The organism is Exiguobacterium sp. s130, assembly GCF_018619055.1.
Classification (GTDB): Bacteria; Bacillota; Bacilli; order Exiguobacteriales; family Exiguobacteriaceae; genus Exiguobacterium_A.
On sequence record NZ_JACSNI010000003.1, the window covers coordinates 424,690 to 449,523 of the forward strand.

24 protein-coding genes are annotated in these 24,834 nt (G+C 47.3%); 19 read left to right on the forward strand and 5 right to left on the reverse strand.

Annotated features, from left to right (window positions below; translation table 11 throughout):
• Positions 1-45 precede the first annotated feature (45 nt).
• Positions 46-561, reverse strand: coding sequence for a DUF1836 domain-containing protein (locus tag HZS85_RS09805; RefSeq protein WP_214855441.1), 516 nt, complete (start codon positions 559-561; stop codon positions 46-48).
• Positions 562-673: 112 nt separating this feature from the next.
• On the opposite strand from HZS85_RS09805, the gene trhA reads away from it, so the two are divergent.
• The 5 genes from trhA to HZS85_RS09830 all read left to right on the forward strand — a co-directional run bounded on the left by trhA (position 674) and on the right by HZS85_RS09830 (position 5,523).
• Complete coding sequence (trhA, locus tag HZS85_RS09810; protein ID WP_053453003.1) at positions 674-1,321, forward strand: PAQR family membrane homeostasis protein TrhA; 648 nt, start codon at positions 674-676, stop codon at positions 1,319-1,321.
• 119 nt (positions 1,322-1,440) lie between these two features.
• On the forward strand, positions 1,441-3,165 hold the full coding sequence (locus tag HZS85_RS09815) for a M3 family oligoendopeptidase (protein ID WP_214855444.1): 1,725 nt from the start codon (positions 1,441-1,443) through the stop codon (positions 3,163-3,165).
• A gap of 42 nt (positions 3,166-3,207) precedes the next feature.
• Positions 3,208-3,906 carry a ribose-5-phosphate isomerase RpiA gene (gene rpiA / locus HZS85_RS09820; RefSeq protein ID WP_214855447.1) on the forward strand — a complete coding sequence of 233 codons (699 nt, stop codon included), beginning with the start codon at positions 3,208-3,210 and terminating at the stop codon, positions 3,904-3,906.
• 21 nt (positions 3,907-3,927) lie between these two features.
• A complete protein-coding gene (locus HZS85_RS09825) occupies positions 3,928-4,188 on the forward strand; it encodes a hypothetical protein (protein ID WP_214855450.1) in 261 nt (86 codons plus the stop codon).
• Positions 4,189-4,968: 780 nt separating this feature from the next.
• Positions 4,969-5,523 (forward strand): hypothetical protein, encoded by a 555-nt coding sequence (locus HZS85_RS09830; RefSeq protein WP_214855453.1) that lies wholly within the window; start codon positions 4,969-4,971, stop codon positions 5,521-5,523.
• Between the two features lie 143 nt (positions 5,524-5,666).
• Here the strand turns inward: HZS85_RS09830 and HZS85_RS09835 are convergent, their stop codons facing one another.
• From HZS85_RS09835 to HZS85_RS09845, 3 genes are read right to left on the reverse strand one after another with little or no spacing between them, the layout of a single operon-like run.
• Positions 5,667-6,071: a DUF350 domain-containing protein gene (locus HZS85_RS09835; protein WP_023467822.1), complete on the reverse strand. Its 405-nt coding sequence runs from the start codon at positions 6,069-6,071 to the stop codon at positions 5,667-5,669.
• 13 nt (positions 6,072-6,084) lie between these two features.
• Complete coding sequence (locus HZS85_RS09840; protein ID WP_214855455.1) at positions 6,085-6,252, reverse strand: hypothetical protein; 168 nt, start codon at positions 6,250-6,252, stop codon at positions 6,085-6,087.
• Between the two features lie 55 nt (positions 6,253-6,307).
• Positions 6,308-7,423 (reverse strand): GGDEF domain-containing protein, encoded by a 1,116-nt coding sequence (locus tag HZS85_RS09845; RefSeq protein WP_214855457.1) that lies wholly within the window; start codon positions 7,421-7,423, stop codon positions 6,308-6,310.
• A 239-nt stretch (positions 7,424-7,662) separates the two neighbouring features.
• Here HZS85_RS09845 and HZS85_RS09850 point away from each other — a divergent pair, with 239 nt between their 5' ends.
• From HZS85_RS09850 to HZS85_RS09870, 5 genes are read left to right on the forward strand one after another with little or no spacing between them, the layout of a single operon-like run.
• Entirely contained in the window at positions 7,663-9,102 is a 1,440-nt protein-coding gene (locus HZS85_RS09850; RefSeq protein ID WP_214855459.1) for a GntP family permease, read from the forward strand.
• 25 nt (positions 9,103-9,127) lie between these two features.
• Entirely contained in the window at positions 9,128-9,829 is a 702-nt protein-coding gene (locus tag HZS85_RS09855) for a CoA transferase subunit A (protein WP_029341303.1), read from the forward strand.
• 13 nt (positions 9,830-9,842) lie between these two features.
• A complete protein-coding gene (locus tag HZS85_RS09860; RefSeq protein ID WP_214855461.1) occupies positions 9,843-10,505 on the forward strand; it encodes a 3-oxoacid CoA-transferase subunit B in 663 nt (220 codons plus the stop codon).
• A gap of 5 nt (positions 10,506-10,510) precedes the next feature.
• Complete coding sequence (locus HZS85_RS09865) at positions 10,511-11,287, forward strand: 3-hydroxybutyrate dehydrogenase (RefSeq protein ID WP_214855463.1); 777 nt, start codon at positions 10,511-10,513, stop codon at positions 11,285-11,287.
• Positions 11,288-11,300: 13 nt separating this feature from the next.
• Entirely contained in the window at positions 11,301-12,491 is a 1,191-nt protein-coding gene (locus HZS85_RS09870; RefSeq protein ID WP_214855467.1) for an acetyl-CoA C-acetyltransferase, read from the forward strand.
• Positions 12,492-12,614: 123 nt separating this feature from the next.
• On the opposite strand, the gene HZS85_RS09875 is transcribed toward HZS85_RS09870, so the two are convergent.
• A complete protein-coding gene (locus HZS85_RS09875) occupies positions 12,615-13,472 on the reverse strand; it encodes a DUF2268 domain-containing putative Zn-dependent protease (RefSeq protein ID WP_214855470.1) in 858 nt (285 codons plus the stop codon).
• A gap of 279 nt (positions 13,473-13,751) precedes the next feature.
• Here HZS85_RS09875 and brnQ point away from each other — a divergent pair, with 279 nt between their 5' ends.
• The 9 genes from brnQ (at position 13,752) to HZS85_RS09920 (ending at position 24,804) form a co-directional block, all read left to right on the forward strand.
• Positions 13,752-15,092 carry a branched-chain amino acid transport system II carrier protein gene (brnQ, locus tag HZS85_RS09880; RefSeq protein WP_214855472.1) on the forward strand — a complete coding sequence of 447 codons (1,341 nt, stop codon included), beginning with the start codon at positions 13,752-13,754 and terminating at the stop codon, positions 15,090-15,092.
• A 237-nt stretch (positions 15,093-15,329) separates the two neighbouring features.
• Complete coding sequence (locus HZS85_RS09885; RefSeq protein ID WP_214855475.1) at positions 15,330-16,808, forward strand: AraC family transcriptional regulator; 1,479 nt, start codon at positions 15,330-15,332, stop codon at positions 16,806-16,808.
• A 327-nt stretch (positions 16,809-17,135) separates the two neighbouring features.
• Entirely contained in the window at positions 17,136-18,830 is a 1,695-nt protein-coding gene (locus HZS85_RS09890) for an IucA/IucC family protein (RefSeq protein ID WP_214855479.1), read from the forward strand.
• On the forward strand, positions 18,787-20,412 hold the full coding sequence (locus HZS85_RS09895; protein ID WP_214855482.1) for an IucA/IucC family protein: 1,626 nt from the start codon (positions 18,787-18,789) through the stop codon (positions 20,410-20,412). Before HZS85_RS09890 ends, HZS85_RS09895 begins: the two co-directional genes overlap by 44 nt.
• Entirely contained in the window at positions 20,399-21,595 is a 1,197-nt protein-coding gene (locus HZS85_RS09900) for an AMP-binding protein (RefSeq protein WP_214855484.1), read from the forward strand. The genes HZS85_RS09895 and HZS85_RS09900 overlap by 14 nt, the downstream gene beginning before the upstream one ends.
• On the forward strand, positions 21,583-21,834 hold the full coding sequence (locus HZS85_RS09905; RefSeq protein WP_050676993.1) for a phosphopantetheine-binding protein: 252 nt from the start codon (positions 21,583-21,585) through the stop codon (positions 21,832-21,834). Before HZS85_RS09900 ends, HZS85_RS09905 begins: the two co-directional genes overlap by 13 nt.
• Positions 21,827-22,825, forward strand: coding sequence for a DUF6005 family protein (locus HZS85_RS09910; protein WP_214855486.1), 999 nt, complete (start codon positions 21,827-21,829; stop codon positions 22,823-22,825). The genes HZS85_RS09905 and HZS85_RS09910 overlap by 8 nt, the downstream gene beginning before the upstream one ends.
• Positions 22,773-23,600 carry a sugar phosphate isomerase/epimerase family protein gene (locus HZS85_RS09915; protein WP_214855488.1) on the forward strand — a complete coding sequence of 276 codons (828 nt, stop codon included), beginning with the start codon at positions 22,773-22,775 and terminating at the stop codon, positions 23,598-23,600. The genes HZS85_RS09910 and HZS85_RS09915 overlap by 53 nt, the downstream gene beginning before the upstream one ends.
• 94 nt (positions 23,601-23,694) lie before the next feature.
• The gene (locus tag HZS85_RS09920; RefSeq protein WP_214855490.1) at positions 23,695-24,804 is read left to right on the forward strand and encodes a glycerol dehydrogenase; all 1,110 of its coding nucleotides are present in this window, start codon (positions 23,695-23,697) and stop codon (positions 24,802-24,804) included.
• Positions 24,805-24,834 lie beyond the last annotated feature (30 nt).

Consider the following 24,834-nt stretch of genomic DNA (forward strand, 5'->3'; position numbering starts at 1 on the left):
TCCTCTGTTTTTTCTTATAGTGTATCACGCAGTGAAAGCGTTATCTTATTTTTTTAGTTGGGTATCGATCAATTGTTCCGCTGCACGCCGGTACAGATTACTCATATGAGCCAGCGCTAAAATCTGTTCCAGTGGATCGGTCGTCGAGGCGGTAAGAGCATCTTGTTCGGTGACGAAACGGGCTGTATTTCGTTCTGTCAGTTCAAGGTAAGTGCGATAAAAGTCTTCAAGATCGAGTTGATTCTGTTCGATGCCTTCGTTCAAGGGCGTTAGGATCGTCTTGATATCATTGATCGAAAACGAACTTTTCAACTGATAAATCAAGCTAATTAAAATCAAGTGCTCCTTCGTATACTTTTTATTCGTGACCGGAAAAAATAATTTCTTTTTGGCATAATTGTTGATCATCGTCTTCGTCAAGATTGTTTCATCCGTATTCCGCGTCGTTTCCTCGAATGTCCGCTCAAACAGTTGGATGACTTGATCCATATAAAGATCAATGTTCGGAATATCTGCAAGCTGTAATTGACGATCATGTCTCGTGTCGTCAGAACGTGTCATAAAAAAACCTCCAAAATCGTTAAAATAGGACTTTCTACTTCTTCATCATATGATAGAATATGTATATAACGCCATGTAGTATTCAAAACTACATATCAGAGGAGGAACGAAAGTGAAAGCTTATATGAGAGAACCGATTAATGGATTAACACATCTGGGAGGGGCTGTCTTTGCTTTTGTCGGATTACTCGCACTCGTCATTAAAGCATCGTTAGAACGTGGAGCATCACTTGCCATCGTCGCAGCAATTATTTTTGGGGTCAGCATGATGGCACTCTATGCTGTTTCGGCAACGTATCATATGGTCCTTGCGAGCGATCGGGCGATTGCGATCTGGCGACGATTGGATCACTCGATGATTTATTTGTTGATTGCCGGTTCCTACGCACCGTTTTGTCTTGTCAGTCTGAATGGTCCGACGGGTTGGGTCTTGTTTAGCATCGTCATGTTGATTGCTGTTTCCGGAATTACCTTCAAATTAGTCTGGTTCAACAGTCCACGCTGGTTATCGACGACGCTCTACATCGGAATGGGCTGGATCATGGTATTTGCGATCACACCACTCGCGCAAGTCTTATCACCGCTCGGCATCGGTCTATTATTCCTTGGTGGTATCTTCTATACGATCGGTGGCATCATCTATGGACTCAAGCCGCGTGTCTTATCGTTTAAACATCTCGGATTCCATGAAATCTTCCACATCTTCGTACTACTCGGTAGTCTAGCGCATTTCCTATGTGTCTACTTCTTCGTGTTGTGATGATGTCCTCCTTTAGTCAATGACTGAAGGAGTTTTTTGTATCTATATGGAAAATACAGGAGAAGTCGAGTGTCCTCCCGAATGAAAGAACGGAAAGATCACGAAAAGGGGGAAATCACATGCAACACACACGATGGCAATTAGAAACACTCTATACGATTGATGACGTCAAAGCAGGCATCGCTTCCATACAAACAGCATTGTCGAATCGGCCGATTGATGTGGCAGAACAGGTCGAGCGTTATCAGCAAGTCGCGCGCGACGTCGAAGAATGGAGCGACTTCATTTATTGTCTGTACGCTGAAGATGTCACGCGCGTAGAAGTCCATCCATTGCTTGAAGAGATCGAAGTCGTCCAAGCGATGGTACGCAGCGAAGTGGCAGCACTCGATACAAAGATCGCAGTACTGTCACAAGAAGAGTGGGAAGCGCTCGTTACGGATTCACCGTACGCCTTTTTCTTAAACGAACGCCGTGACATTCAGTCCCGTCGTGCACCACTGGTTCAAGAACAATTGTTACAGGATCTCGGTGTGGACGGGTTCCAAGGCTGGGGACAACTTTACGATCAGCGTTTTATGGCGTTACGGGTCGACTTGAACGGGAAGCAAGTCACGATCGGTCAAGGATTGCATGAAGCGATGTTCGCGCCTGGTCGTTCGGCTCGTCTAGCGGCAGCAACTGCAGTTGACGCCGCTTGTGCCAAAGAAGCTGATTTGTTTGCGACGATCTTGAACCGGGTCTCCGGCTTCAGATTGCAATCCTACAAGATGCGGAACTGGGAGCAACCATTGACAGAGTTGCTTGAGCAGAACCGGATCTCAGAAGCGAGCTTACAAGCGATGATCGAAGCACTCGATCAGCACCGAGACCTCTTTCACGCATATTATGCCCGCAAGATTGCCCAGGCAGAGCAGGTGACGGGAGAATGGCATGATTTTGAGACGAATACGTATCGTTCCGCGCGGCATGTTCCGTTTGAGACGGCACAGGCAATCGTAAGCAAACAATTCAAACAGTTGAATCCAAAGCTCGGTGCTTTTGCTGAAAACGTGTTTAACGAGGGATGGGTCGATGCGGAGAATCGTCCCGGAAAAGCGGAAGGCGGATTCTGCGCTGCCTTTCCGATTGCAAAAGAGAGCCGGATTTTCATGACGTACCGTGACAGTTATCCAGACGTCGCGACACTTGCTCATGAATTCGGTCATGCCTATCATAATTATGTTCTGCAAGATGAACCGTATTTAAACCAAGTCAAAGGAACGAGTATCGCGGAGACGGCTTCAACATTCATGGAGAATCTCGTCCTCGATGCTGCGATCAAAGAGACGACGGAGCGCGAGGAAGTACTTGCTCTCCTAGAGGTCAAGATTCGAGAGGGGCTGAAATATGCCAGCATCGTTCCCGGAATGTTTCGTTTCGAGCAACGTTTTTATGCGGAACGTCAGCATGGTACGATCAATGCTGAAAGGTTGAGTGAACTCTTACAAGAGGAAGAGCGCTTAGCCTATGGTCCAGTGCTGCCTGAACCAGCGCGCTACAAATGGATGTACATCAGTCATCTGTTTAATCCGAACCTTGCGTTCTACAACATTCCGTATGCGATCGGTTATCTGCTTAGCAATAGTCTGTATCAGACGGTTCAAGCGGATCCGAGTCAATTTTCGACAGTCTTTGATGCCATCATGCACGATTCCGGTCAAGCGACGATCGATGAAATCGTTAAACGTCACCTCGACGCCGATCCAACATCTATCGCGTTTTGGGTCGAAGCTCAGCAACCGCTCGTCCAGGCGATTGAGCAGTATCTGACGTTAACGGAATCCTCTCTCTCCGTCGATTGAAGACGAATCGAAACGGGAACAGAAATGTAGGGAGGGATGCGGATGTATGAACAGGAGAAACAATTAGTCGCTGAGGCAGCACTAACTTACGTGAAAGATGGGATGATAGTGGGTCTTGGGACGGGTTCGACGACGGAACGGTTCATCGAGGCGCTTGGTCCACTTGTGCAGGCGGGACTACAGATTCAAGGTGTGGCGACGTCACTTGCGACGGTCCGACTCGCGGAACAGTTACACATTCCGTTGATCGACTTGGAAGAGGGAATGGAAATCGATGTGACGATCGATGGGATTGATCAGATTGACGGACGATTTCAAACGATCAAAGGTGGTGGCGGTGCACTATTTCGCGAGAAAATTGTCGCACTGATGAGTCGGGAATTGCTCTATCTGACCGATTCCTCGAAGTTCGTCCATCATTTAAGCGGACCGTTACCGGTTGAACTGGATCCGTTTGCCTTACCGTATGTACGACAACGGTTGCGTGATAAGCATGTATCAGCAACACTACGCGTGAAAGACGATCGTCCCTTCGTTACAGATGGAGGTCACGTGATTCTTGACGTCGATGTATCTGCCATCTCGGACGTCCGAGTGTTCGCAAAAGAAGTGAAGAGTTGGTCGGGTGTACTCGAGACCGGTTACTTCGAGCGACAACCCGATCATGTCCTGACGGTCGAAGAGGGAAAGGTCAAACGCATCGCGCATCCTCGCCTGCGTGACGGTGGTGGGTTGGTTTAAGAAAAGAAAGAAGGAAACCGTATGGGCTTGAAAAAACGGTATTTATTTGGAGCTGGCATCATTGCCGGAACGAGTCTACTTTTGTTAAGGAAGCGGGAACAGGGCACACAAACAGATGCACTACGTGAATATTTAGCCCATCTCGATCAGGATCCGAGTCCAGATGCTGCGAAGGACCCGGATGAGGTCGGATTGACGAAACTCGATTCGATCTATCGAGCCGAGTGGCAAGCGAATGGGTTCCCGCGTTCGCGGACAGAGCTAGAAGAGCTGGAAAAATAGAAAAGTAGTAATTAGCTAAGAAGTATTTAAACGGCTTGAGTCCAAGATTTAAACGGGCTTTAGCCGTTTTAATTATAATTGAAGTTTTTAATAATATATCATTTTCGTCTCATGAACCTCTAAGAACTCTAGTCTATGTAACGACTGAGCTGGGTCTCATCATTCAGTAGAGGTGCAAAGTAAGAGTCATGACTATTATGTAAAATAAAACTATCTTACTTCACGCATTGAACAAAAGTGAAAAACAACTCTCAAACCCTCTTTTCCTAAACTGCTTTCTGATAAGATGTGGATTATATCCAATGCGATTCGAGAGGAGATTCATTGAGTGAAGACGTTTTTTAACATCAACATATCGAGCTTTTTGTATGCCGTCGCTTTATTCGTTCCGTTGCAAATCATGCTAAATATCAATCGAATCATGAGACTTACGAATATGTCTTCAGGTATGTTTTGGACTTTGAATATCATGATTGGATGGATCTCTTTAATCAGTATTCCTTTTTTGATTAGACAGATCACTTTCAAATCCACTCTACATAAGTCGTTTGAACGAATCATCTGCCTCTCCTGGTTCGTCTACTATATGTTATTCACATACATCACTAGCCGAATCATTCCAATCAAAAATGGGGGAGATACGCCAAGCCCTGTTCTTGGCCTCATCTTAATCCTGGTATTGTCAAGCTATCCTCTCTATATAATAATTTCGAAATGGCTCATCGTGGATCGAGAGTCGAAATAAGGTATGAAAAATCCGTAACATCAAGGAGGCATATTTTGAAAAAACGCTATTTATACTTTTATTCGACAGCGATTATACTGATCGGGGGAGGCATCTATTCATATAAATCAGGATACATCCCTCGCACAACTCCCTATATAGAACGAAAGCATGAAGTGCTGATGGATGCTAAGACCGTCAATTCAGTCAATCGAAAAGACTACATCGAAAGATCGATGCGATATATGGCTAGCTTTGCACCTTATTCAACGGGAGATTCCATCACAAAGAAGTCGACAATGAGCGAATTGAGGGCAAAGATTGATACGATGCACGATATCGAACAGTCCTTCCAATTCAAGTCGGATGATCCAGAATCAGAATCTTTACGGAAAGTAGCAAAGAACTATACTTCTTATATCGAGGCGCTCGAATATGTTGCGAGCAACATGCATGGTAAGGAGTCGATGAACATCGATCAAGCAAACTACTTGAAGAGCGTTTGGAATGAGGTCGTCACACCTGCATGTCATATAAAAGATGAGGTCGGGCGTTCACAAGAAGGCGAAGCCGTCATGTTTGAAAAAGAGATCACCACAGTCTGGTCCTAATATGTTAAGCGCTAATTGATAAGAATGTAGTAATGTATAAGACATGTCTCTATGAGAAATCCCTTCTTTGTAATACGAAATAAGTAGTTGATCATAAACTAAACAGCCCTAGATCAATGGATCCAGGGCTGTTTTCATGTGTTTTAATATGTAAGCGATCCTGCAATGATCAAACCGATCGAAATCGATAAGAAGAGAAGCAGCAAGCCGACTGCTTCGTTGTTCGCATCAATCTCTTTTGTCATGCTTAAACGTGGGATTAGTAAATCCGCGAGATAGAACAAGACGATTTGTAAGACGATTGCGAGTGCACCCCATAAGACCATATCGAGAATGCTGACGGAGTTCGAAATACTCGAATAGAGAACGATGGCAAGACCAAGAATACGTCCACCGAAGGCGTAGACGGCCGCTTTCTTCCCGTTACGGATGAGTTCGAGCTCCTTCGATTTCGTCGTCACCTCGAACAGGACGACACCGATGGCAAGGAGTACGGTCGCGACACCGATATACGAGAGCGTTGAAAGGAATAGATCACTGAATGTCATGTTGGTACCTCCATCATGATTTTTTATTTTTTTTACGTTGTTCGTATGCGACATACAATTCAAGCAGTGCTCCGACGAAAATGCCTGCTGATACATACAAATAGAAGTTGTCACCAATGAATCCGAACACGAGTCCTAAGAGAAGACCGATTAGGATATAAGGACCTTTTGTTAACTTCATATCAATCACCTGCCTCTACTTTAAAGGTAGCGGATTTCAGAGGTGACGTCCATCGTTATTCTTGGAAGCTGACGGCAGAATCTGAATTAGGAGAAAACAGGACGACTTGATTCCGTCCTTGTTGTTTTGCTTGATAAAGCGCAGCATCCGCATCCGGTAAGAGATGGTCGATTTGAGATGTCGTCTCATCAAAAGCGGCTAAACCAAATGATGCTGTAAGTGGCAGATCGGTCGTCGTCAATCGAAATGGGCTGAAGGCGATACGTTCACGTAATTGCTCTGCTAAAGGAATCACTTCAGCGAGCGGAACGCCTTCAAACAAGACGGAGAACTCTTCACCGCCGTTACGAGATAAATACCCGCTCTCTGCGACGCCATCACGCAGTCGGCTAGCAAACTGACGTAGCACTTCGTCACCCGCTTCATGTCCATACGTATCGTTGATCCGTTTAAAATGATCAATATCGATCGTCAATAACACGATGGACTGTTTGTTCAAGATCAATCGTTGTTTGAGATCCGTGAAGTATTCATTAAAAGCACGTGAATTATTCAATCCCGTCAAAAAGTCGAGTTGTGCTTTCTGCCGAAGCACCCGTAACGACTGTTTCGTCAGGCGGATATCACGAATGATCAAAAGGGCGAGCCAACTGCTAACGAAAGAAGCGGGAATGACGACCGACATGACCTCGAGTAAGAGGATTTGTTTCGGTAAGACGATCCATAAGACAAGGGCGTGCAAAGCCGTCGCATAGAGCGTCACGAGTGTAAAGGTCCGTTTTGCGTAAGGAGGCATTTCACGAACAATCAGACTCGTTCCGAGGGCGATAGCGACGATGAAACCAAATGCAGTGAATGCAGCCAAGTTCGTTCCCAGACTAAAGCGATAAACAATGATCGCGACCGTCACGATCGTTGTTGGAATAACGCCTCCAAAGTAGGCGGCGACAATGACCGGAACATGGCGCAAATCAATCATGACGCCGGGGGCTGCTTCGATTGTCATCTGCATGAGCAGTAAGGAGATAATGCTCAGGGCAAGACCATACAGGACGCGGGTGAGACGTGGAGATTCTCGCGTGATCGGAAGCGGTGATAATTTTCCAAGTAGATAAAAACCAGCCATTAATAGCGTCACGTTATGTAAGACGTCAAAAAGGATGCTTTTCATGAATCATCCATCCTTTCGAAAAAGTACGTTACTTAAGAAATATACGCCATAAACGGACTAACTCCTGTTTATCGAAAAAATAAAACCTTTCCATCAATTGTGTCTATAATGTGAACTTATGATTTCTATAAGCTGTACTTATGGTTTTAGGGAATTTGATTGACCTCCTCGACACTGCATTGTTAAATGATGAAGAAGTGGTGTGAAAGCGCTTACTAAATTTGAAGGAGATCTTACTCATGGAACTCGTCATCATTCTTCTTGCCTTATCTTTATTGATGTTCGTTGCCTATCGTGGTTTTTCGGTCATCCTATTTGCACCAATCTGTGCCTTGTTCGCCGTCTTACTGACGAACCCGGACTGGGTGTTACCATTCTTCTCAAATATCTTCATGGAAAAGATGGTCGGCTTCATCAAAGCATACTTCCCGGTCTTCCTCCTCGGAGCGATTTTCGGAAAAGTCGTTGAGATGTCCGGTATCGCGGAATCGATCGCAAAGACAATCATTCGTATGATTGGTGCGAAGCGCGCTATCCTTGCCATCGTCTTACTTGGCGCCATTCTTACATATAGCGGCGTCAGCTTATTCGTTGTCGTATTTGCTGTCTATCCGTTCGCTGCGAACTTGTTCCGCGAAGCAAACATCCCGAAACGACTCATTCCGGGAACGATTGCCCTTGGTGCGTTCACGTTCACGATGGATGCCTTACCAGGAACGCCTCAGATTCAAAACGTCATTCCGACGACGTTCTTCAAAACAGATATCTATGCTGCGCCGATCATGGGTTCAGTCGGTGGCTTGTTCATCTTAGTCGTCGGCATGTGGTATCTCGAGTCACGCAAGAAAAAAGCGCATCAAGCGGGTGAAGGGTACGCTGGATTCGAAGCGACAGCGGCAAGTGCCGCACCGCAAATGGAGTTAAAGAACGAACCAGAAATGACGCTCGAGACGGATCGTCAACCAGTCTATCGCCAAGTCCTTGCCTTTGTCCCACTCGTCCTTGTTGCCGTAATGAACAAAGTCTTTACACTCTCGATTCCAAAATGGTATCCGGAAGGATTCGATTTTTCAGCAATCGGTCTAGAAGCATTCGGAAAGATCGAGACACCTGCTGTTCTTGCGATCTGGTCCGTCCAAATGGCGTTGTTGATCGGAATTCTCGCAGCGATGCTCTATGACTTCCGAAAGATCAAGACGAACTTCCAAGCTGGTCTGAACGTCAGTATCGGTGGTGCGCTCCTAGCGGTCATGAATACAGGTGCTGAGTATGGCTTCGGTGGCGTCATCGCGGCACTCCCAGGATTTAAGTCCGTCTCAAGCGGAATCTCGGAGACGTTTACGAACCCGCTCGTCAACGGAGCCGTCACGACGACGACGCTTGCCGGCGTCACCGGTTCCGCATCGGGTGGAATGGGGATTGCGTTAAGTGCGATGTCGGATAAATATACGCAAGCCATCACATCGGGTGGCGTACCACCGGAAGTCATGCACCGCGTCATCTCGATGGCGTCCGGTGGGATGGATACGTTACCGCATAACGGTGCCGTCATCACGTTGCTAGCGGTCACGGGACTGACGCACCGTCAGTCGTATAAGGACATCTTCATGATTACGATCCTCAAGACAGTGACGGTCTTCTTGATGATTGGATTGTATAGCTTGACTGGCTTGTACTAAGGATTTTTAAAGGGGGCATCATCAGATGAAACAGGGGAAAGTATACGCATCATTCGCGGAAGCGACAGCAGACATCTTTGACGGGGCGACGCTAGTCGTAGGGGGCTTCGGACTCTGCGGAATCCCGGAAAAATCCATTACCGCGTTGCAAGAGAAGGGCGTCAAGGATTTGACGGTCGTCAGTAATAACTGTGGTGTCGATGATTTTGGACTTGGTCTCCTCTTGCAGACGCGACAAATCAAGAAGATGATTTCGTCGTATGTCGGGGAAAATAAGACGTTTGAACAACAGTACCTCAGTGGCGAGATCGAAGTCGATCTCGTTCCCCAAGGTACGCTAGCGGAACGTATCCGTGCCGGTGGTGCTGGTATTCCTGGTTTCTATACACCAACAGGCGTCGGGACACCGATTGCTGAAGGAAAGGAACAAAAGGAGTTCGACGGAAAAACGTATCTGCTCGAAGAAGGAATCGTCGGCGATTTTGCAATCGTCAAGGCATGGAAAGCAGATCGACTCGGGAATCTCGTCTTCCGGAAGACGTCACGCAACTTTAACCCGATCGTCGCGACAGCCGGCAAAGTAACGATCGTTGAAGTCGAAGAACTGGTCGAAGTCGGTGAACTCGACCCGAACGAGATCCACACACCTGCTGTCTACGTCCAGCGCATCGTTGTTGGAACGGATTATGAAAAACGCATTGAACGCCGGACTGTCCGGGAAGCTTGAGGAGGAGACGGATATGAAAACGACACGAGAAATCATCATTGAACGCGCACTTCGGGAAGTCGAAGATGGGATGTACGTCAACCTCGGAATCGGAATTCCGACATTGATCGCCAATGCGATTCCGGACGATGTGCATGTCATGCTGCAATCCGAAAACGGACTGCTTGGCATCGGCCCCTATCCACTTGATCATGAAGTTGATGCGGACGAGATCAATGCCGGCAAAGAAACGGTCACGGCACAATCCGGAGCATCTTACTTCGACAGTGCCGAATCGTTCGCGATGATTCGCGGCGGGCACATCGACCTCGCAATCCTCGGCGGGATGGAAGTCGATCAGAACGGTGACCTCGCGAATTGGATGATTCCGGGCAAGATGGTCAAAGGCATGGGCGGAGCGATGGACCTCGTCAATGGAGCGAAACGCGTCGTCATCATCATGGAGCATGTCAACAAACACGGCGAATCGAAAGTCAAACAGGCGTGTACCTTGCCGTTGACAGGACGCGCCGTCGTCAATCGTCTGATCACGGACCGGGCCGTCTTTGATTTCACGCCGGACGGGATGGTCTTGATCGAGACGCTGAATGGTCAAACGGTCGAAGATGTCAAACAAGTCACGGAAGCACGATTCACGGTCAGTCCGGAACTCGAGCGCGTGACGGTAGGGGAGTGAAGCAGATGGTTCAAGGAGATATCGTACTCGTCACAGGTGCAGGAAGCGGAATTGGTCTAGAAATCTCAAAGGCTTTCGCTGCGGCAGGAGCGAAGGTCATCGTAACGGACGTCCGCGCGGAAGCAGCAGAGGAAGCTGCGGCAGCTATTCGCGGAGCTGGTCATGAAGCGGTCGGGATGACGCTCAACGTCACCGATGAAGCACAGGTCGAAGCCGTCTTGAAGCAGACGGTCGAACAGTTTGGTCGACTTGACGTCTTGATCAATAACGCGGGTCTTCAACACGTCTCACCAATTGAAGAGTTTCCGACAGAGAAGTTCGAATTGATGATCAAGATCATGTTGACGGCGCCGTTCATCGCTATCAAACATGCTTTTCCAATCATGAAGGAACAAGGATATGGCCGCATTCTCAATATGGCATCGATCAATGGATTAATAGGCTTTGCTGGGAAGGCGGCGTATAACTCGGCGAAACATGGGTTGCTTGGTCTAACGAAGGTCGCAGCCCTTGAAGGAGCGGAACACGGAATCACCGTCAACGCGATTTGCCCGGGGTACGTCGATACACCACTCGTCCGCAATCAGATGGAAGACTTAGCGAAGACCCGTCACGTCGAGCTTGAGAAGGTACTCGAGGAAGTCATCTATCCGCTCGTTCCACAAAAACGGTTGCTCGCCGTCGAGGAAATCGCGGATTATGCATTGTTCCTCGCGAGCCGCAAAGCAAAAGGCATCACGGGACAAGCGAACGTACTCGATGGAGGATATACGATTCAATAAGGAGATGGAGCAGATGAGTGAAGCAGTCGTCATCGTCAGTGCGACACGAACGGCGATCGGGAATTTCAATGGAAGTTTGAAGGACGTCAAAGCAACGGAACTCGGTGCGACAGTCATCCGCGCAGCACTCGAAAAAGCAGGTGTCGCTGGGAATCACGTCGAAGAAGTCTTTTTCGGTAACGTCCTCTCAGCAGGACTTGGTCAAAATCCAGCACGGCAAGCGGCACTCGCTGCCGGATTACCGGAGACATGTCCCGCGATGACCGTTAACAAGGTCTGCGGATCCGGTCTCTCAGCCGTCCATCTCGCGTATCAGGCGATCAAGTCGGGCGAAGCCGATGTCATCGTTGCCGGTGGGATGGAGAACATGAGCCAAGCGCCGTATGTCCTATCGGGCGCACGGTCTGGCCTGAAGATGGGGGACCAACCGCTCGTCGATACGATCATCCAGGATGGACTTGAGTGTGCGTTTAATGACTATCACATGGGAATCACGGCAGAAAATTTGGCAGACGCCTACGAACTTTCCCGCGAAGCGCAGGATCAGTTCGCTGCGACGAGTCAGCAAAAAGCGCAGACGGCGTTGGCGGAAGAACGGTTCGTCTCGGAAATCACGCCGGTTCTGATTCCACAACGAAAAGGCGACCCGATCCGTTTTGAGCAAGATGAGTTTCCGCGTGCCGGAACATCTGTCGAAACACTCAGTCGTTTGCGACCGGCATTCAAGAAGGACGGAACGGTCACGGCAGGCAATGCATCTGGCATCAATGACGGGGCTGCGGCACTCGTCATCATGTCCGCGTCAAAGGCACAAGAACTCGGCGTGACACCACTCGTTGAGATCGTCGCGAATGGAACGTCCGGTGTCGATCCGAGCATCATGGGAATCGGTCCCGTCCAAGCGGTCCAAAAGGCACTCGATAAAGCGAGACTGACGCTTGAGGAGATCGATGTCATCGAAGCGAACGAAGCATTCGCGGCACAATCTCTCGCGGTCGATGCGGAGCTACAGTTCCCGCATGAGAAGCTCAACCGCAACGGCGGTGCAATCGCGCTCGGTCATCCAATCGGTGCGAGTGGGGCGCGGATTCTCGTTACGTTGATCCATGAACTCGAGCGAACGGGTGAGACGCATGGTCTTGCGACGTTATGCGTCGGGGGCGGTCAAGGGGTAGCGACGATCGTCAAAAAATACGAAGGTTAACAATAAAGCACGAGTCGAAGGAGATGTTTGCTCCCGTTGTCTCGTGCTTTATTGTTTTTAGCGAATCGTTAAAATGTCTTTGTAACTGCTTTTTTCAAGAATTTGCACAGATGACATCCGTGACTACTCCTTCAAGGAGACCTCGGGATGTTGTTTCACGAAGTCGGAGACAATCATATAGCCGAGTCTGTATTGGACGGACGCTGGAATATCTTTTTTATAATTTCCAAGGATCAAATCATCCGTCGTCAATCGCTCCGAATTCAGCTCCGAAATCACATGCTCTAAGGTGTGATTTAACAATGGGATGATTGATTCCGATGACTCCATTGGATAGAGCTTGTGGGCAAAAAATTCTGCCTCCCCTTCAAAGATGATATGATCAAGCACCGTCGTGCGGCTTGGTTCATTGAGAGCAATAGTATGATGGTACTCATGCGCTGTCGTATTGCGTAATGATGTTTCCGAAAAATCCTTCAAGAAGAACAGAGTCATCGAATTGTTTCCTTGAGCGACACCACCATAACGTTTGGCACCATCGTGAGTATTTGGTGTCGTCGGGGAGACGAAGACGACGAGCTTCTCATCCCGTGGAAGTTGTTTCATCGAAGTCAGGAGACTGGACTTGATCTGTTTCATGATGCGCTGATGATGCTTTTTTAGATATGTATTCATCTGTCTTAAGTCTTCGATGTTCTCAGATGGATGCTCTAGAAGTGAAGAATCAAAATTAGCTTGAAGCTGTTCTTTTTTGATGATCTTATTTTTAGCTCCCAATACATATTTTTTAAATAGTTCCTCATTGTCCTCTGGATGTTTCGAAACCGCTTGAATGTAATCGTCATACGCCTTATACAAAGGAACGATTTGAATCTTTTGTTTCTCATGCGTAAACGTAATGTCATACGTCTTTGGTTTTTCGGCAGCGGGAGAACAACTGGCAAGTAAAAGGGTGGCGCTAAGAAGATAAATCGATTTCATGAAAATACCTCCTGTTTAATTATCCATATATTTACTTTCTCTAAAGAATATCATTTTCCTACTACGTCAAATGAACTTATGAATCCGGTTTCATGCTTCGACGCACAGCAGTAACAAAACCCGTAGACCGTAGTTCCGCCAAACTTTCTGCGTAATTTTCAGAATATTCTCCAGATAAACTCCTAGCACGAGCTCCTAAACGTATGTTATCCTTTCGAACGAAGTACTTCATCTGCTTAGGGAGCGGATGAAGTCGGAAATCATCAGTGGGGGTTTATTATGTCTAAAACTGTTCCAACATCATTTATCATCGTCATCGGCATGATGCTCTTCGCCTTGTTCTTTGGGGCAGGAAATCTCATCTTTCCGCCGATGCTCGGACAGCTCGCAGGGGAGCATGTCTGGGTTGCCAATGCCGGATTCCTTGTCACTGGTGTCGGTCTACCATTGCTTGCGATTCTCGCATTCGCGTTTTCAGGGGAACGCGATCTACAAGCGATGGCGTCACGTGTTCATCCTGCTTTCGGAATCGGGTTCTCGGTCATCTTGTATCTTGCGATTGGACCATTCTTCGCGATTCCACGTGCCGGAACGGTCTCGTATGAGATTGGAATCAAGCCGTTCTTCAGTGAATCGACGAGCCATTTGCCGTTACTGATCTTCACGATTTTGTTTTACACGATTGCTTGTCTATTGTCCTTAAACCCAACAAAGATCGTCGATGTCGTCGGGAAGGTACTGACACCGATTAAAATCACGTTCATCGGTCTGTTGATTGTCGTTGCCGTCTTGCATCCAATCGGAAGTTTTCAGAATCCTTTGAAGACATATCAGACGAATGCCTTCTTTAACGGTTTCCAAGAAGGATATATGACACTCGATGCGCTCGGTGCCTTCGTCTTCGGTATCATCATCATCGCAGCGATCAAGGAAAAAGGTGTCACTTCGAAGCGGCAGTTGCTGCTGATTTGTACGAAAGCCTCGTTGATTGCCGCAGCCTTGCTTGCAATCACATACTCGGCGCTTGCCTTCATGGGTGCTTCGAGTGTCTCGGAAATCGGACAACTGGCGAACGGAGCAGAGATCTTGTCGGCTGTGTCGGATCATTATTTCGGTGAATACGGTGCGATTTTACTCGGTCTGATGATTACAGTCGCCTGTATGACGACAAGTGTCGGCTTGATCACGGCGTGTGCCGCGTTTTTCTCGGCACTCGTACCAAAAATCTCGTACGTCAAATGGACGATTGGTCTATCAGTCTTCAGCGCACTCGTCGCGAACATCGGTCTGAATCAATTGCTTGCCGTCTCAAAACCAGTCTTGATGACGCTTTATCCACTCGCGATCTGTCTGATCTTCTTAACGTTCTTGCACCCACTCTTTAAAGGCAAACCAGCCGTTTATCAAGGGGCGCTGTGGATGACATTCGTTGTCAGCTTGTTTGATGGATTAAAGACAGCAGGGATTAACGTCTCAGCCGTCACGAAAGTGTTCGACGCGGTATTACCGTTTGCTTCCGTCAGTCTCGGATGGGTCGTTCCAGCCATCATTGGTGGGGTGATCGGGGCAATCGTTGGTAAGAAAACAGCACAGACACAATCGTCGTCGCGTGTAGCTTAAATCAAATCCTTTCACTCAGATTACACTGGGTGAAGGGATTTTTTTATTGTAACGATGAAACGTATTCTAGCAACAGTTGTTGACAAAAACAGGTAGCAAGATGCTATAGTTTTAACGAAAATGATATTCATTATCAATTGAAAAGAGTGATAGGTGATGTTCATCCAATTAAAATCATTCATAGTTGATATACGGAAAAGTATTAGAGAGCAAATGTTTTTTAGGAGTGAGTTGAAAATGACAGAAGCATTACATACATTTCGAGTGAGAAAACATGCGTTACAATCAGGAGGACAATTGGCGTTACGTCCGAGTTTGATCGTCGTCATACAAGGCGCTGGCATTACCTACACGGAAAGAAAACGTCTAGAGGCGGGAGAAGCCTGTTTCGTCAAGAAATCAGGTGAACGATTCATCGTTCAGGAGGGACATTGTCTCTTGTATCAGTTAGAGGTTGAACTGACGCCATTTCCAATCTTCCGACAACCAACGAATGAACTAGTGGAGTGCTTAGAACGAATGTATGGGTGTCCAAAAACAATGACCGGTTCTCTTAGACAGCATCGCTATCTGTATCAACTGCTGGAGCAATTAAGTGAACGTCGTCAGGAGCAGACGTTTGAGGAAGTGACGTCCCAGTGGTTAGAAGAACTCGGGAACTCAAGAACAGTCAGTGATTTGGCAAGTGAGTTGAACATGTCACTGCCGACGTTTTCCCGCCAATTCAAAAAGCACTACGATCAATCACCAAAGGAACTGATTCATCAATTGCGGATGCAACGGGCGAAGGAGTGGATGATTGCACATTCAGATTGGACGATTGCTGAGATCGCAGAACGTGTATCAATCAATGATGAATTTTATTTCAGCCGTCTCTTTAAAAAACGTGAGGGACTATCACCAAGTCAGTACCGAAAACGGTTGATTCCACGGGTCGGAATCTGGAGTCAAGCGTTATTGCAAGATCACTTATTGGCACTAGGCATTCAACCTGTCATCGCACCGTCTTTTCCGACACAATATCGTTCGAATGGTGTGCCAGACTATTTAAGTGAAATCGAAGGTACACGACTATACGACGCGTCAGCAACGATTTTACCGGAATGGTTTGAGACATCAAATCTTGATCTCGTTTTACGGACACCGATACGAGGTGAATCACCACCTATGTTGACCTCTTGTCCGGTCATCGATATTTTGAAACAAACTTGCTGGAAGGATTACTTGTATGCTGTTGCTACGGCAACCGATATGCTTGAGCGAGCGACTGATATCATCAACGAAGTCGAGACGTTTGAATCAGTTGTGAAGAAGCAAATCGAATTCAATCGGAATGTGACATGGGCAGTCATCTGGATCAGAGACTCAGAAATCAGACTATACGGACGAACAGGGCATACGATGTTGGATTTTCTGTTCAATGAAATCGGTCTACGAGCAGTGGAAGAACTTCCGCAAACCGTCTACATGACGATCAGCCTAGAAACATTACAGCAGTTAGATCCGGATGGTCTGTTCATACTGTGGAGTCAACCTGCAGATGTGGAACGAATTCGAGGAACGAAGGAGTGGAAAACGCTTCGTGCCGTTAGGACGGGGCGTATATTTCACCCAGACAGTGTAGACTGGGATCCGTGGGGACCACTTGGGAGGATGCATATGTTACGTCAATTGCATACATATATCAGCGATAGTAACTGTTTTGTTTGTCCATGAAGAATGAAAAGAAAATCCATGTCATTCGTCATTGATAATGATTATCATTACAGATGGAGTTCACAATGAGGCAGAGAAGGCTGATAAATGAACTTAAAAAGTCGTCACTTTGTCGTACGAATGTTAGGGAGGATCGTTTGTTTGATTTATGTTAAATCTCACGACGATATGTGATTTCTGGCATTTAATCGATTGTGAAAACGGATTGAAGGAACTTGAAAACGTTTTACTTAAAATAAGTGCGTATACGCACCATCAAAAACGGGGAGACCCGTTTTTCTATTGATATAGAATGAGAATGATTTTCAATAAGGGGAGGAACAGAGCGTGCGAACATGCGAAGAACAAATCGAGCGATTAGCGACCGAGGTGACGCTTCAATCGTTCATGAACAGCTACATCAGAGAAGTGAACTCGGGCGAATGGGTCAACGAGAGACCGTTTGATGCATCCGAGACATCCTTTTTTTATTGGATGAAACCATATCTCATTGAAATCAAACGTCGTTCCATCATCGGACGCCACGAGATTGGAATGATCCGTGAAGAGACAAAGAACGGATGGCGGGAAGTTTCAGCCATGTCTTGTATCATCACCTGTTGCATCAAGCTTCAAGATCAACATCCGGATCAAACGGACTTACTCTTTCGCGTTCTTGACAGTCACCGGACTGTGCAATTGATTTTGGAGGAACAACTGAACGCACAAGAGCAACAGACGTTCATCGATTATGAACAACGCTTGTGGTGTGGTCATTGGTTCCATCCGACCCCGAAAAGTAGAGTCGGTATGACCGAATGGCAACAAAAAGCGTATGCGCCTGAATTCCGTCAGCCGTTTCAACTTCACTATTTCACAGTACATGAGACATTGCTCGAAGAACGTTCAGGTAGCAACGAGACGATTAGTCAGCTGATGAAAAATCAACTGGGGAACTCAGTCCAAGCGACGGCGCAAGAGCGAGTCATTCCAATTCATCCGCTTCAAGCCGAGTATTTGTTACGTCAGCCGACAGTCAAGCAATGGATCGAGCAAAGTATTCTCCGTTATCATGGCGCAACTGGACCACTCTATAACGCGACTTCGTCGATACGGACCGTCGAAGCACTCGACCGAAGTCATATGTTGAAGTTATCCATACCTGTCCAAGTGACGAACTCAAGACGCGTCAACAAGCGGCACGAATTAGAGGCCGGTTATTTGATGTATCGATTGTTTTGTCATCTGTCTCTTCCTGATACGTTTGACCTCATTCACGATCCTGCGTATTTAGCGATCCGGACTAAAGAAGAGTCCGGATTCGAAGTCATCCTGCGAGACCCTGCACCCCACGCGGTAAATGTTGCGGCACTCGTCCAACCGGCATTACCGAATTCGGAATCTCTCCTGCTGCGGCTCATTCGGCAGTCAGGATTAATCGAACCGGAACACGTCACTCGGTGGTGGAAACAGTACTTAGAGTTGACGTTAGGAGCGATCGTTACACTGTATGAGGAACAAGGAATCGGTCTCGAGGCACATCAACAAAATAGTCTCATCACATTCGAAGACGGATGGCCGGTTCGATATCACGTCCGGGATAATCAAGGCTATTACTTAGCAGACACGAATCGAGATTCCTTCATCCTGCTGGAACCGGAATTGAAGCATACGACGTTGTTCTACCCAGAAGAAGTCATTGCTGAGCGTTTAACGTACTACATGATTTGGAACCATCTAGCGAGTGTCATCGACCGATTGGCAGCAGACACATTATTGAACGAAGAAGTTGCTATCGCGTTACTGCATGAATGGTGTCAGGTACGAGTTGAAAATCTAGAAGGGCGAAGCAGAGCTTGGCTTTTGATGTTGTTAGAATCGCCGACACTTCCATACAAGGCGAATTTACTAACGCGTCTACAAGGACTCGATGAACTCGAAATCGAGGGAGAACGAGTTTGTTTCGTCGAGTTGGATAATCCGTTACGGGAGGACAACTATGCTTTACGACAGCAAAACACGCATCTGCAAACAACTTCTTGAGAGTCTGTTATTCGAGCGGATTCTTCCTTTTACTGAAATGATTGTCGGAATGAAGCATCGTTTTACATTCCACATAAAAGATAGTGAAGTCGCAGTCGAAGGAAAACGCGGTCCGTTCGACCGGATTCGGCTCGACATCGCGACGTTACGCTCATCGAAGTCATCTGGCGTCAACGATTGGTTTGAGTATCTTTTGACACAATTGCCAATCCTGGACGACTTTCAGGAAGAGTTACGACGTACACATGATTTCGATGACTTGTCGCAGCGACATCGTCTACCAATCCACCGAGCAGGCTTGGATTATGAAGAGTTGGAGCAGACCATCATCGAAGGGCATCCCTATCATCCTTGTTATAAATCAAGGATTGGTTTTTCGCGAGCTGATCACGAGGCATATGGACCTGAAGCGGGCAATCGCTTCCAGTTACATTGGATTGCCTTACCTTCTACGCTCGTTCAAGGGAATGGAATCCTACCTATTCCACTGATTCTTGGAGAACCGCTTCTACATATGTTTTTAGTCAAACTGGAAGAACTCAATCAAACCGATTATCAGATTCTTCCTGTCCACCCATGGCAATGGTTACGTATCAAGCAGGAGGTGGCACAAGTCGGAGGTGTCGACTTGGGAGAAGGTGGTGTCTTCGTACAAGCGACGCAGTCGATTCGAACCGTTTTTTGTCCAGGTCATCCCGAACTACCGCATATCAAATTGCCGCTCGACTTGAAGCAAACGTCAGCCGTTCGGACTTTTTCCGTGCCGAATGTCGTGGCAGCTCCTACAGTATCGGATTGGTTGAAAAAACAGGCGAGTGAATTGCCAGTGACGCTGTTATCTGAATTTGCTTCATGCGTCAGCTCGAGCGGTCCACTTGCAGGTCGGGTCGGTTGTGTCTTTCGAGAAAACGTCTTGACGTATGTTCACACGGGGGAACAGGTCATTCCTTTGACAGCACTTGCTCAAATCGAGGGGAATGGACGACATTTTTTAGGACCGTGGTTGGAACGATATGGTCATGAACGGTGGCTCCGTCAATTCTTCGTCGTCTATCTCGAACCGGTCATCCGACTCATGACAGAGAAAGGGATTGGTGTGGAAGCTCACGCCCAAAATACGTTACTCGTCTTACAGGACGGATGGCCGGAACGGATCATTCTCCGCGATTTTCATGATAGCGTCGAATTCGTCACCGAGTTACTCGACGATCCATCGGATGTACCCAATTTTAAGATGCTACATCCTGATTTTGATGCACGGCTCAACACGTATTACGAAATGTCACACCCGCTTGCCTTACGCGAGCTGCTTTACGATACATTATTCGTCTACCATTTGACGGAACTAGCGTATCAACTGGAACAGACGGAGAACTTGAGTGAAGAGACGTTCTTTGATTGGATTCACCAGACGATCGAGGGATTGCAGATTGATCGAGACCGACTAGAACGAATCGGATGGTACGAACAAAGAGTAACAGCAGAAGCCTTGCTGGCACCACGGTTTGGTTTGACGAATCAAATCGATGTAAAAAATTCACTCGTTCAACGAAGAGAGGAAGACGATCATGCTATGGATTGAGAAAGAATGGGTGACAGAAGAAGAATTGACGATACATGAACTGGTGAAGCAATCGTTCATAACGGAAGGGAAGACCGTAGCCATCTGTACGTCAGATACCAAAGCGTGGTTAGCCCTCTGTCTTGCGATGCGACGAATGAATGGAACAATCCTTCCTATTCATCCAGAAACGCCTGTTTCCGGTGCTAAACGATTAGCGATACAAGCCGGATGTGGCTATTTGATTTATCAAGAGACCATCATTCCGCTTCCGGAAGCGGAAAAACGTGCGGGTGGATTGATTCAATTCAGTTCCGGTACGACGGGACAACCCAAAATCATTCACCGGACATGGGAGTCGATCGAGACGGAACTGAATGCCTATACGAACAGTTTTCCGCTGACGACGAAAGCGACGATCGTTGCTTGTCCGACGACGCACTCATTCGGATTACTTTGTGGAGTGTTCGCGACTTTAAGACGCGGAGCAACACCAGTCATCCTACAAGACTTCTCGCCACGTCATGTGCTAGCAATCCATCGTTTGCATCCGGACGCTATCATCTATACGGCACCGGGACTGGCGTATGCGATGAGTTTGTTCGCGGAATCAGTTCACGCAGTGATGATTTCCGGGATGACATTACCAGAAAAGTGGTTCCGTTCGATTGAACGGAAGACACATCATTTGCTTCAACAATATGGCTGTTCAGAAATCGGCTGTATCGCACTTCATCCGAATCCGCCGAGTCCGCAAGCAATCGGATTTCCACTAGAGCATCTTGAGATTGAAACTGGAACGAAGGGAAAGCCAGCAGAATTAGTCGTTTCGCAACAAGGCGTACGGATTGGTACGAAGGATTTAATGTACTTTGAAGACGGGCTGCACTTTCTTAGCCGACTCGATGAGATGATCAATGTGTCTGGCTTATCCGTCTATCCCGGGGAAGTCGAATATGTCTTGTATCAGCTTCCGACCGTCGAGGCTGTCGTCGTCTTTAAACGAATGGATTCGTTTCAAGGAGAGCGCGTCTGCGCTCAACTCGTGACGACGGCATCAGAGGAAGAACTGAAACAACATTGCATGAAGCATCTCGCACCACATCAACGACCGACGGAGTGGCAACTCGTTGAGCAAATCGAACTGTCTGCGAATGGGAAAGTTAGTAGAAAACGATTGGGGGAACAAGTATGTCCAGTTTAACGCTTGCGCAATTCGAAGATATACTGAGCGAACAGCTCGAATGGTCATCATCTGTCGCTGTCTCGACAACAGACTCTCTACGAGATGATCTAGGACTGGATTCGATGCGTTTGATTCATCTGTTGCTTCACCTTGAATTGGAACACGGGTTAGTGATTCCAGATGAGCACATGTCAGCACTCCCCAAAATGCGAGTAGAAGAGTTAATGTCTGTTTTACAGGAGGTCATACATGATTAAAGTACACTGTCTCGTCAGTTGTGTCTGCGAGACAATCAAACAATCGGCCGCTGACCATCGTCCCTATTACTTTGGCGTATGGGATTCGTCGTTTTCCTTGTCAGCCGATTATGTCCTCTCACATCATGATGAAACAATTAACCATCAGGAGATGCTTGTTTGGTATGAACGTCTTTACGGAGTCCCAGTCGAAGAATGGTACGATCACAAACAGTCAAAAGAAGAAAATATCGCTCAGCTGATTCAACGGATCGAACAGAAAAATAAGGACGAGTCAGTGATCGTCATGTTGGATTTAGCTAGTCTACCTGAGCGCGAAAATAAATTTCACCATGATGTGTTTCCCCACTACGTCATGTTAGAGGCGACAGAAGATCCGGAAATATGGCACATGCTTGATCCTGATTTTCGGTATGAAGGTGATGTTGCACGCGAGCGTATTCTGGAAGCGGTACGCCATCCTGCTGTCGCTGGTGGGTTTGCGTTTCGAAATACGGATGTTCGAATACCGAATGCGACGACGGTAAGTGCGTATTTCATGAGTTGTCTAAACGTACATCATCCATTGACTGAGGCGGTCAAACGTGTTGTGCATCACTATCGTGAACAACCTGAGGGACTACCGAATGCCTTAAAGCAGTTACCTGTCATTGCCATTCGAAAATATGCCTATGAGCATGCCTTTGCTTATTTATATGAAGCAATTGGACGCGACTTGCAGACATCTGATTTTGAAAAATGGACGGATGAGGTTGAAACATTAGTCAATCAATACTCTGTCATCCAGCATCGGGCTGTCAAATTTGCTATAACGCGTCAACCGGAAGTGTATTTAGAGATCGAACGAATGATCGAAGAACAATGGGCACGAGAGAGTGCCATTAAACGACAACTCGTCGACACGTTCCATGCATATCAACGACAGGAGGGGATTGAACATGAAACTCGCACTCTGTACGATCAGCTATCGGCATCATCTGCGTTCATTTAATGATTTGATCGATTTTGCTTCAGAAGAACACTTTGACGCCATTGATATCTGGGGCGTTCATGCTGAACATTTAAGAACGGAAGAAGTCGATCGGATGAAGTCATCCCATCTAAATGTCAGTATGTTGAGTCATTATTTAAATTTAAACGCACCGATGTCAGAACTACTTGTGGAGACAAAACGACTCTCGCAATTAGCGACACGAATCGGAACGCAGCGTATCCGCATCTTTGCGGGTAATGAGGCGAGCCATACCTTATCCGATGCCAAATGGGATCAACTCGTTTATCGATTAAAGGGGATTTGCCGTGTCCTTGATCCTGCAGGACAGCGATTATTACTTGAATTTCATCCGAACACTGCAACAGATACTGTAGAGGCAACGGTTCGTTTATTACAAGCGATCAACCACCCGGCATGTCGGATCAACTTTGACGTCTTACACGTCATCGAATCAAAGGCAGATCCCGTCGAAGCATACTTCAGACTTGCATCGTATGTGGATCATCTTCATTTAAAAACAGTGGCGAATGTTGAACAATTTTCAGTCTTTGAACCAGCAAATGTCTATGCGGCAAGCGGATCACGGGAAGGAATGGTTCCATTATTCGAAGGCATCGTTGATTATCAACGGTTCTTTGAAGACTTAACGGAGCACCTCGATCATTTGACGGCTAGTCTCGAGTGGTTTGGTCCTGATCCTGATGAGCGATTAAGAGAAGATCGACTTCTCATCGCTCAAGCACTTGAAAAAGTACCTGTATTGTCAAGATGAATCGACTCGATGGGGTTTAAACGTCAGCAGAAAAGGCAATTCCTCTACTGTATATCATTGACCATCGTGTCCCTTACAGAAAGGATGTTGAAACATGTCAGAACGTGTCTTCATTAGTCCCTCGAAGTATGTCCAAGGAAAGGATGTCATTGACCGGCTCGGTACATATGTGAGCCCGTTCGGTGAAAAAGCGCTCGTCATCGCGGACGATGTCGTTTGGAAAATCGTCAAGGAACGTGTCGAGCAGTCGCTGTCCGGCGAAAACGTCAGCATCGAGAAGGCAGACTTTAGTGGTGAAGCCTCACGGCATGAAGTAAAACGAATCGCTGAGCAAGCAAAAGCAGCGGATGTTCGTTTCGTCATGGGAGTTGGGGGTGGAAAGACGCTCGACACAGCAAAAGCCGTCTCGGATGAGTTGAACGTGTCCGTCGTCATCGTACCGACCCTTGCTTCGACCGATGCACCGACGAGTGCTCTGTCCGTCATCTATTCCGACGAAGGGATTTTCGAAAGCTATCGTTTCTATAAGAAGAATCCCGATCTTGTTCTCGTCGATACGAAACTGATTGCCCAAGCGCCAGCGCGTTTCTTCGCGTCCGGAATCGCAGATGCTCTCGCGACGTGGGTCGAAGTCCGGAGTGTCGTCGCTTTTGGTGGACAGACGATGGCGGGAGGACGACCGACGATTGCGGCACAAGCGATTGCCAAACGGTGTGAGGAAGTCTTGTTCGAGCATGGGCGTCTGGCGTATGAATCCGTTCAAGCGCAGGTCGTCACACCGGCACTCGAAGCCGTCGTCGAGGCGAATACGCTCTTAAGTGGACTCGGTTTCGAGAGTGGTGGGCTAGCTGCAGCGCATGCGATCCATAACGGGTTCACAGCGCTGGATGGTGAGATTCATCACTTGACGCATGGAGAAAAGGTCGCCTTTGGTACACTTGTCCAGTTGGCGCTCGAAGAACATCCACAAGAAGAAATCGAGCGCTATATCGCGCTCTACACGGATCTTGGGTTACCGGTGACGCTCGAAGACGTCAAGCTAAAAGATGCGTCGCGTGAAGACATCGTCAAAGTCGGAGAGGCAGCGACCGCTGAAGGTGAGACGATCCACAGCGGATTCAACGTCACGGCGGACGAAGTCGCTGATGCGATCATCGCTGCCGATCGCTATTCAAAAGCGTATCAAGCAAAGCGAAAACAATAAGAAAAAATAACCCTTGCCGAGACGGCGAGG